The 8,009-nt window shown below is 60.0% G+C and carries 7 protein-coding genes and 4 pseudogenes; 8 read left to right on the top strand and 3 right to left on the bottom strand.

From position 1 onward, the window contains the following. Positions 1 to 117: 117 nt before the first annotated feature. Positions 118 to 309 (bottom strand): annotated as a pseudogene (locus BCA01S_RS33145) (integrase core domain-containing protein); the annotation flags it as partial. 56 nt (positions 310 to 365) lie between these two features. Here BCA01S_RS33145 and BCA01S_RS33140 point away from each other — a divergent pair. The 4 genes from BCA01S_RS33140 to BCA01S_RS33125 all read left to right on the top strand — a co-directional run bounded on the left by BCA01S_RS33140 (position 366) and on the right by BCA01S_RS33125 (position 3,364). Next, positions 366 to 626: a DUF5372 family protein gene (locus BCA01S_RS33140; RefSeq protein ID WP_156955175.1), complete on the top strand. Its 261-nt coding sequence runs from the start codon at positions 366 to 368 to the stop codon at positions 624 to 626. Between the two features lie 176 nt (positions 627 to 802). After that, positions 803 to 1,255: a helix-turn-helix domain-containing protein gene (locus tag BCA01S_RS33135; protein ID WP_027780543.1), complete on the top strand. Its 453-nt coding sequence runs from the start codon at positions 803 to 805 to the stop codon at positions 1,253 to 1,255. A gap of 35 nt (positions 1,256 to 1,290) precedes the next feature. After that, a complete protein-coding gene (locus BCA01S_RS38675; RefSeq protein ID WP_027780542.1) occupies positions 1,291 to 1,545 on the top strand; it encodes a hypothetical protein in 255 nt (84 codons plus the stop codon). After that, positions 1,535 to 3,364, top strand: a complete 1,830-nt coding sequence (locus tag BCA01S_RS33125) for a recombinase family protein (RefSeq protein ID WP_027780541.1) — start codon at positions 1,535 to 1,537, stop codon at positions 3,362 to 3,364. Before BCA01S_RS38675 ends, BCA01S_RS33125 begins: the two co-directional genes overlap by 11 nt. Before the next feature lie 12 nt (positions 3,365 to 3,376). Here BCA01S_RS33125 and BCA01S_RS39400 read toward each other — a convergent pair. Beyond that, positions 3,377 to 4,419, bottom strand: a pseudogene (locus BCA01S_RS39400) (IS3 family transposase); the annotation flags it as partial. 318 nt (positions 4,420 to 4,737) lie between these two features. On the opposite strand from BCA01S_RS39400, the gene BCA01S_RS38670 reads away from it, so the two are divergent. The 4 genes and pseudogenes from BCA01S_RS38670 to BCA01S_RS39385 form a co-directional block, all read left to right on the top strand. Continuing rightward, a complete protein-coding gene (locus BCA01S_RS38670) occupies positions 4,738 to 4,893 on the top strand; it encodes a hypothetical protein (RefSeq protein WP_167450643.1) in 156 nt (51 codons plus the stop codon). A 142-nt stretch (positions 4,894 to 5,035) separates the two neighbouring features. Beyond that, a pseudogene (locus tag BCA01S_RS39710) lies at positions 5,036 to 5,287 on the top strand (hypothetical protein). 354 nt (positions 5,288 to 5,641) lie between these two features. Continuing rightward, complete coding sequence (locus BCA01S_RS39390) at positions 5,642 to 5,785, top strand: hypothetical protein (RefSeq protein ID WP_244146075.1); 144 nt, start codon at positions 5,642 to 5,644, stop codon at positions 5,783 to 5,785. Positions 5,786 to 6,134: 349 nt separating this feature from the next. Next, positions 6,135 to 6,308: pseudogene (locus tag BCA01S_RS39385) on the top strand (H-NS histone family protein); the annotation flags it as partial. 215 nt (positions 6,309 to 6,523) lie between these two features. Here the strand turns inward: BCA01S_RS39385 and BCA01S_RS36155 are convergent. Beyond that, the gene (locus BCA01S_RS36155) at positions 6,524 to 7,513 is read right to left on the bottom strand and encodes an alpha/beta fold hydrolase (RefSeq protein ID WP_042320339.1); all 990 of its coding nucleotides are present in this window, start codon (positions 7,511 to 7,513) and stop codon (positions 6,524 to 6,526) included. Positions 7,514 to 8,009: the final 496 nt, after the last annotated feature.

The raw sequence follows: 8,009 nt of genomic DNA, 5'->3' as shown, positions 1-8,009 counted from the left end.
GCGCCAACGGCGTAGTGACGTTTGCAAAAACTCGCCAAACGACTGGAGCGGGAGGCCAACAGCGACCGCTGCTGGCGCGCTGGACTGGCCCCTGCATGACCGGACACAGGGTCACGCTTAGGTTAGTGAATTTGCTTGTTGGCGAAACTCGCGTGGCGAGCGGTATTTCAAGGCGCTGTGTGGATGCGATTCGTTGTAGTGGTCGAACGCGATGGCCAGGTTTTGCAACGCCGTCCTGGCGTCTGGCTTGGGCATCCACGAAACATAATCACGCTTCATCGTTTTGACGAAACTCTCGGCCATCCCGTTATCGTAAGTCAGCAACTGCTTGTCGTGATGACGGTTGCGCGACCGTAACGGTCGAGATCACCCATCCATTTCATCCCCTGCGCGGTACCCGAATCCAGCTGGCTACTCGCCGCCAGAACTGGGGCGAGGATCGTGTCATGTTCTATGACGAACTTGGCCGGCTGGTATCGATGCTGGCGTCATGGACTGATGTGGACGAACCGGACGCGTTCGCTCAGACCGCAGCGGGACGCTCCGAGTTTCGTGCCGAGGACCTTCGAAGGCTGCGCGCGCTGATCGACGACCTGAGGCCGGAGGTCCTCGGTCGTGTCAAGTAAATTACGCCGTCTGTGTAAGCTAAATAACGCCGTGACAGTCGCGCAGACATTTGACGATCGTGACGGTCATATGGCTGTGTCGCTGGAATGGTTACGCTGCTGTGTCTGGTCTGGCCTTGACATTGCAGTATTAGCGGCATATTTTAAATTACACGTCTCAAGCCGGCGCAGCGACCTTGACCAAGCTCGATTCGAAGCAGGACCGCCTCAGGCGCCTCGGCGTGCTGAACCCTCATCCCGAGCGGGTGCGGGCTCCCTGGTTTCAATCGAACGATTTCTTCGATGCCCGCGATCTGATCCAGGTCAAGTACGAGATGCTGCGCCACGTCAGCGTCGATGGCGCCAAGAAGGCCGACGCTGCAGAGCTGTTCGGCGTGTCCCGCCCGACTTTTTATCAGGCCGAGGCAGCATTTGCGCGCGATGGGCTGGCCGGACTCATGCCGAAACCGCGTGGACCCAAGGGCGCACACAAACTCAATCTCGAGGCAATGGCCTTCGTCGAACGACATCTCGAAGGCGACGGCTCCATTCACGCCCGCGCACTAGCCGAGCAACTGGAATCCGAGCTTGGCATCTCGGTCCACCCCCGCAGCATCGAACGCGCGATTGCGCGCAAAAAAAAACCGTAGAGCCATCCGTCGCCGCCCATCCCCTCGAGCAAGCCTTGACTGCTGCCTACGAGGCACTACGCGACGCGGTAATAGAAGGTGCCCCGTGCCCCGAGGGTGTGGCGGCGATTCGTTATCACGGCATGCTGCATTGGCTTTCCATGCTTGAGATGACGGCCCCTGCGGCCAGCGACGCTCCCGCATCTCGCAGAGAGAAATGCGTGGGCGCACTCCCCGCCAGCGACGAATTGGTACGTCTGTTGGCCAATCTCGTTCTGCGCACCCATTCGGAGCTCGCCCATGTCTACTGAGCTGTATCAGAAAGTCACGCCCGACCACTTGCGGCGTGATGCCTTCCTTTACGTACGGCAATCGTCACTGCGCCAGGTCTTCGAGAACACCGAGAGTACGAAACGCCAGTACGCATTACGCGAGCGTGCCGTATCGCTGGGCTGGCCCATCGAACGCGTGCACGTTATCGACAGCGACCTTGGTCTGTCCGGCGCAAGCGCAGAACACCGGGACGGTTTCCAGCAACTGGTATCGGAGGTCGCCATCGGTCACGCCGGCATCGTACTCGGACTGGAGGTGTCACGTCTCGCGCGCAACAACGCAGACTGGCATCGGCTCATCGAACTTGCCGCGTTGACCCACACCCTGATTCTTGACGAAGACGGCGTCTATGATCCGGCTTACTTCAACGACCGCCTGCTGCTCGGTCTGAAGGGAACCATGAGCGAGGCTGAGTTGCACGTTCTGAACGCGCGGCTGCAGGGTGGGATGCGCAACAAGGCGCGACGTGGCGAGCTCGAACTCCCGCTGCCCATCGGACTGGCCTACCATCCAAATGGATCGGTTGTACTTGACCCTGACCAGCAAATCCACGCGAGCCTGCGACTGCTGTTCGATACTTACCGGCAAACGCACTCGGCGAGCATGGTTGTACGCCGGTTCCGTCGCGAAGGCTGGGTCTTCCCGCGGCGTATCCGCCGCGGCATCGGCAAAGGCGAAGTGCAGTGGGGCGGGCTAAACACATCGCGTGTTCTGCAGATTCTGCACAATCCCCGATACGCTGGGGCCTTTGTGTATGGACGGACACGCATTGGACGCAAGGCTGACCTGACGAGCACGCAGTTAAAGGTCGCGCAATCCGACTGGCAGGTGCTCATCCGCGGCGCCCACGTCGGCTATATCGACTGGGACGAATTCGAGCGCAATCACGTTACGCTCAGGCAAAGCGCAAACGGATTCGGTTCGCTCGCACGAGGTACCGTTCCTCGCGAAGGCGATGGACTGCTACAAGGGCGAGTCATTTGCGGGTTGTGCGGAAATCGCATGCGCGTGCGCTACCAGAAGGTAAGCGGCAGGCTTGAACCGTACTACGTATGTCATGACGTCGCTGCCCATGACGCTGGCAAACCGTGCCAGTCGGTACGTGGACGCGCAATTGATGATGCCATCAGCGCATTACTGCTTCAGACGGTTGGGCCGGCAGCCATCGAAGTGGCGCTCGCGGTCGAGGACGAGATCGCCGGACGTATTGAACAGGCCAACTCCATGCGCCTGAAGCAACTGGAGCGCGCGCGTTACGAAGCCGAACTCGCCCGCCGTCGCTACATGAATGTTGATCCAGCAAACCGGATGGTTGCTGATGCGCTTGAAGCGGACTGGAATGATCGCCTTCGTCGACTGGACGTACTACAACAGGATCACGAACGCCAACGCCGATCGGATCAGGATCTGCTTGGCGACCAGGCTCGCGCGCGCATTCGGGATCTCGCGGATGACTTCGCCGTTGTGTGGAACGACAGACGTATCGAATCGGTCGAGCGCAAGCGTATGCTAAGACTGCTCATTGAAGACGTCTATGGGCTGCCGAGTCGATTTGAGCGACTGCGTTCGCGCGGTCTGCTCACCGGCGCCGAACTCGCCACGCAGCTCAAGGTTAGCCAAACCACGATCCACCAATGGGGACGGCAAGGGCTTCTACGACGGCACGTTTACGGGCATGATCACCGGTGCCTATACGAACCTCTGGGCAATGTCGTGCTCGTCAGAGGTATTGGTGGACGCAAAGCAACGCGGCCAATCTTCGTTGCCGCTCCAACTCCCGGACAAGGTGCAATGTGAAACCTACTCCTTGCTCTGGGGGCTTCTGACGGGCGTCGTGACCGGCTTCAGGCCGATTGCCCGTGAGAATGTCAGCGTCTCGTCGGCAATGTAGCAGGAACCGTTGTCGCTGAGCCACTCGATTTCGCCGTCGGTTTTCAGCGCCCCGTGGAAGCGGTTCTCGACGGCCTGAAGCATCACGTCACGCACCATATCGCCAGTGTAGCCGCCCGTGCTCGCCACCCAGCTCATGGCCTCACGGTCGCAGCAGTCCAATGCAAAGACGACGCGCAATGGCGCGCCATCGTCACAACGGAATTCGAAGCCGTCCGAGCACCAGCGCGCATTGCTCCGGTCCACTGCAATCTTGCCGTCGTGCCGACGCACGGACTGGGCATGACGAGGCCGACGCTCGAGTCGCAGGCCGTTGGTACGCATGACCCGATAAACCCGTTTTGCATTAACGCGAGGTTGGGCCTGCGCGCCCCGGCTTCGCCGCAGCAATGCCCAAACACGCCGGTAGCCGTAGGTGGGCACGTCGGCAACCAGCCCCCGAAGCTCAGTGGCCAGTGGCCCGTCATCCAGGGCTGGCGTCTTGCGCCGGTCGACCCACTCAGTGGGGCGCTTCGATTTGACCGCAAGATTAGAGCGCGACACACCCAGGACTTCACAGACCGTCTTCATCGGTCGTCTCCCGGCAGCAATGGTGAGCGCGCAATCAATTTTTTTGCCCGGCAGTACTCCACTGCTTCGCGAAGGATTTCCACTTCCATCGTCTTCTTGCCCAGCAGTCGCTGGAGTTCGCGAATCTGCTTCATTGCCTCGACAAGGTCGGAGGCTCGCACCACCTGTTCGCCGGCACTCACGGCAGAGAGGCTTCCATCCTGATACAGCTTGCGCCAGGCAAACACCTGGTTCGCATTCACCTGATGGCGACGTGCTACCGCGGAAACGGTCGCTCCGGGTTCGAAGGTTTCGCGCACTATCGCGAGTTTCTCCTCGACGGAGCGGCGCCGGCGCTGTTCCGGCTGGGTCAGAACCTCAACGGGTTCTACATTGGAGCTAGGCTTAAACATAGGCGGAAGACTACCTCAAAGTTTAAGCGTTATCTCGTGTCCGGTTTTCGCAGGGGCCGGCCCACGCGCACAATCGATCTCCGTTCATTCAAGAGATTGATATGGAAACGCTTAACTCTTTCGGCGATAGTCGGCCGTTTTTTTATCTGGCGTAAAAGAAATTGGCCGGAACCAAAGCGGAGCGGACGGCCTCCATTCGACCGCCTGGCCAGGGAATTGCTGATTTGTTCCTGAGGGACAGAAACCGGGCGGATACCGGTATCCGTGAGCGCATCGCCTACAATGTAAAGGTGGGCACGACCTAGCAAGGAGGCTGCAATGACTCAGTCCATGATCAGCTTTGTGGTCGGTCTGGCGGTCCTATTGGTCGTCGCGTTCGTTCTGGCGCAACGTTACATGCGCGATCACAAGGGTGACGAGTTGGTTCGGTGGCTCGATGCACATCACATGGGTTGGATGCACCGTAACCATTGACGGCGCGGTCAACGATGCGGTTCCAGTCAGCGTGTAACAGCCAATGGTAGACCTATTTGTCTTCTGACTACGCGTTGAGGTGAGGCGCCGCCGGCATCTTTTGCGACAGCCTTCACTTCAACAGGACAAGTCTCGGAGCCGTATCACGGCCGACGCCGCCGCCCAATACACTTTTCGCGGTCTTCCCTTGACGCCAGAGTTGACGGGCGATGCTTAAAAATATGCTGGAGCCCCCGCGCGACGAAGATGGAAGACCGGGGACCTCCGTTGACGGAACCAGATCGGCCACCGAGCGCGCCACACCCTCCATCGACGAGACCATGGACCCCATTGGGGCAAACGAGGAGCGCAATGCGGCCATGGAACCGGAGGTATGAAGGGATCCAGACGTTGAATCCCGAACGATGCGCACGACCGGTGCCGAGAGTCAATCGGCGCGTTCGGCTCGTGGCAGAAGCCTGTGCGGTATTCGGAGTTGCATCGATAGCAGCAACGCCCGCATCAATGTCAACGTGATAAGTGGCGTTATATCTATCAGGAGGGTTAGATGGCGACAAGTGACGTGACACTCAACTTTCCTAATCCCAGTCGCACCTACGACGATTCCAGACACTGTGTGTGCTTCTTTGATCCGCGGAACTTGAGGAAGTGCAACAGGTGTGCAGCACACCGCTCCCGGAGCGCTTGCGTGGACGTTGCGCCGTCGCGTCATCCTGAGAAGTGATCCTATCTACGAGACGATGAGATCGTGAAACGCAATATGAATCTAGCGATCGCCATACTGAAGACCCTCGGGGAAAACAAGGCCCCGCACCTCAGTGAATTCGACCTTGAGGGCGCGCTCAAGGACGAGTTCGATGTTTCGAAAACCGAGGGGTATGGTATCAGTTGAGCCTGCTGGCCGACGCAAATCTGGTGCGCTCATTGGGAAGCGACTGGCAGCGAACCTGGGATGGCCACGAGTTTTTGAAGTCTTCAGCTCTGAATGCCTTCGTAAACACCTGAAGGGCGACTCGCGCGCCAGAAACGCCGCCCTGCCCGAGTGCCGCGCACAGCGCGGCGGGCACCTAAGGCGATGGCAGTTGGCCGAAGCGCACCGGGTCCACGATGACGGCCACGCTCCAACGTCGAGCCATCCCGTTTTGTACAACCGTGTGTGCGGGGACCTCGCGTCCTTCCTAACGATCAGGCCTGCGGGATCGGATATCGGTCGCTAGGGTAGCGCGGTTGGTGATACCTGGAGCGGTGAAGGCGAGACGCCTCAATGGCTGAAACAGGCCATTGGCGCGGGACAGTCCATCGGACACTTCGAACTTCCGCGGGGGGCGCTCGCACAACCGGCCACGCAGAGCGACGCGGACTGGAAGGATGATCCCTTCGCCGGAAGCCCGCTCGCAAGGCCGAGCCACCGCTAGGCGATAATCTGCGCCCGGTTTTGCGTTGCCCATCGTCCCAGCGTTCACCTCCACCCCTACCAGCTATAACAACGTCTTACCCGCTTCCGCCTCGTCTCGTCGTCAATAAAAACGAGAACAAAGAATCCTGAGCAAGCGCGATTGCGACCTATGCCTGCGCCGGCGTGACCGGCAGCTTTTCAGCTGTCCCCGACGTGTCGCCGACGGCGGCATCGCTATCGCCGGAGCTCGTGGTCTGGACCTACGCTCATGCGTTCAATCGCATCGGCGATTTCAGCTGGGATCGCATAGTGCACCATGTGGCCCGCCCCGCGTGCAACGAGCAGCGTGCTTTGAGGGATCGCTCGATGCAGTCGGACAGAATTCGCTTCAGGGTCGATGACCTTGTCGTCCGCCCCCGCAAAGATGCTGACCGGCATCTTGAGGTCCGAATAACGGGCGCGTAAGTGTGCGGCGGCCGGAATCATGAACGCGGCATCCTCGGCCTCGGCTCTGATTTGCGCCGGACGGAGCACCATCTCACGAGCGACGGATTCGAAGAAGTCATCTGGAACTGGCGCCGGGGCGAACATTGTTCGCACTGTGCGCTTGAACAAGAGGCGACCGCTCAACGGCGAAACCGTATACCGCAGAACGTCGCCGAGGATGGGAAGCGCTGCTGGCGCAGCTAGCGCTACATCAGCGCGGGCGGTCGGATAGTAATAACCGGAGACCAGCACGAGGCCGCGCAGGTCTGCGGCGTCGCCGACCGCCATGCTTAGCGCGACCAGGGTGCCCCAGGAATGCCCGAGTACGACTGGTTGCGTTACGCCGATCTGCGTGAGCGCCTGTTGTATGACCGCGCCTTGCGTCTGTGCGGTCCACAGCCGGTCGCGTGGCCGCCCGCTGTGTCCGTATCCCGGACGGTCAAAAGCAATCACGCGGTGTCGCTCAGCTAATCGGTCGACCAACCCGCTGGCGATGAAGTCTTGCAGCATTACGGCGTTTCCATGCAGAAGCACGACGGCCGGCCCTTTGCCCTTTTCGATGTAGTGAAGCGGCACGGCGCCGACTTTGATGAAACGGCCGGCTGGCGGATTATCGCGTTCGGCTTTGCGGGCACGTTGTCGAACCCACAGTGCACCGACGGCGGCGGCGGTCGCGGCCGCCGCGAGAGCTCCGATTGTTTTCGCGGTTGCAGGAATTTTCTTGAAAGGGCGGTCCATGACTTCTCCAGTAGTTGCCACCGGCGCAAGCGGATCCGCTTCAGGAGAAGACGAGCTCGCTGCGGCAGCCTGTAAGCGCTCGATATCTTGGTCTACGCGGATTAGCGCTCCCAGGATCGCGTCTCCGGCTTCTGCGCAACGAGCATGCCGCGACCGGCATCCGTGCAGTCCCGCATCCAATTGTTGGCGTTCATTAATTCTGCTAGCCGTCTCCACGGCAGCGCTAATATTGTCCTTTAATTTTGCTAGCGCGCCTTTCCACCGGGACACGGACTCATTGCCCGTCACGAATGACTGTGCCCAGTGCGATAACGGTATAGCGGACATCCGCCCGAGGACTGTGGGGCCGCGAAGTAATCGCAATAGCGCCGTGCTGTATGACGTTTTCTCACTCGTCCACCGAGACGGGCTCTTCCGAAGATTGAGACAATGGCTCTCGGTATCTGCGGGTGCTGCTTCTTTAGGCTAACCGTCCTGCGTCGCTCGGCAGCGGCAT

This window comes from Paraburkholderia caledonica NBRC 102488 (assembly GCF_000685095.1).
Lineage (GTDB): Bacteria > Pseudomonadota > Gammaproteobacteria > Burkholderiales > Burkholderiaceae > Paraburkholderia > Paraburkholderia caledonica.
The sequence above is the reverse complement of the archived record's forward strand: the minus strand, read 5'-3'. Positions and strand labels throughout refer to the sequence as shown.

What these genes read in the sequence shown, in the direction of transcription:
- BCA01S_RS36155 (WP_042320339.1), bottom strand. Translation starts at nt 7,513, where the DNA reads ATGGACCGCCCTTTCAAGAAAATTCCTGCAACCGCGAAAACAATCGGA.
- BCA01S_RS33125 (WP_027780541.1), top strand. Translation starts at nt 1,535, where the DNA reads ATGTCTACTGAGCTGTATCAGAAAGTCACGCCCGACCACTTGCGGCGT.
- BCA01S_RS38670 (WP_167450643.1), top strand. Translation starts at nt 4,738, where the DNA reads ATGACTCAGTCCATGATCAGCTTTGTGGTCGGTCTGGCGGTCCTATTG.